This window comes from Brevundimonas sp. EAKA, assembly GCF_000698025.1.
Classification (GTDB): Bacteria; Pseudomonadota; Alphaproteobacteria; order Caulobacterales; family Caulobacteraceae; genus Brevundimonas; species Brevundimonas mediterranea_A.
On the sequence record NZ_JMQR01000276.1, the window covers coordinates 1 to 587 of the forward strand.

General features: G+C 77.0%; 1 protein-coding gene. It reads left to right on the forward strand.

The genetic code is table 11. The annotated features are described in order from the left end of the window. Positions 1-77: 77 nt before the first annotated feature. On the forward strand, positions 78-587 hold a 510-nt coding region (locus tag ER13_RS17445), incomplete at its 3' end, for a hypothetical protein (protein WP_035311480.1).

Consider the following 587-nt stretch of genomic DNA (forward strand, 5'->3'; position numbering starts at 1 on the left):
GCCCTGACCCTGGTGTTCCGCGACGGTCGGACCTGGCTGGGACCCTTCCCCCTGGCCCCGGCGCCCAAGCTGTTCTGATGGGGCTGCTGGAAGCGGCTTCGCCGGACGAGGACCTGCTGGGGTTGGACCAGGCGGTGGCGGCGGCGGTGCGCGCCCGTGTCGCCGCCGGGATGGCGGACCGGTTCGACGCCTCGGTCATCGTCCTGCGCGGCCTGCTGGCGGACGCCGGTCCGGCCGAAGCCGCCGCGCTCAAGGCGGTCTGGGGACGGATCGAGGTGGCGGCCGGGCCGGCGCTGACGGCGAGCGGCGGCATGGCCCAGATCCTGGCGGCTGACCGCTACGGCCTGGGCGTCCGGCCCCTGTCGGCCGACGCGGCGCTGAAGGCGGTCGAGGGCGGCGGGCGCGCCCTGATCGATCTGTCGTCCGATCGGCCCTGGTGGGGGCGCTTGCTGGCCCGGCCGGACCTGAGGATCGGCGCCGCCCGGCCGGACGGCCGTGGCGCCCGGCCCCAGGCGGGCCTTGTGTCGAAGGCCGTCTCGGGCCCGACGGGCGGCCACCGCAGCTTCTGGGTCCCTGTCCGCGGCGTT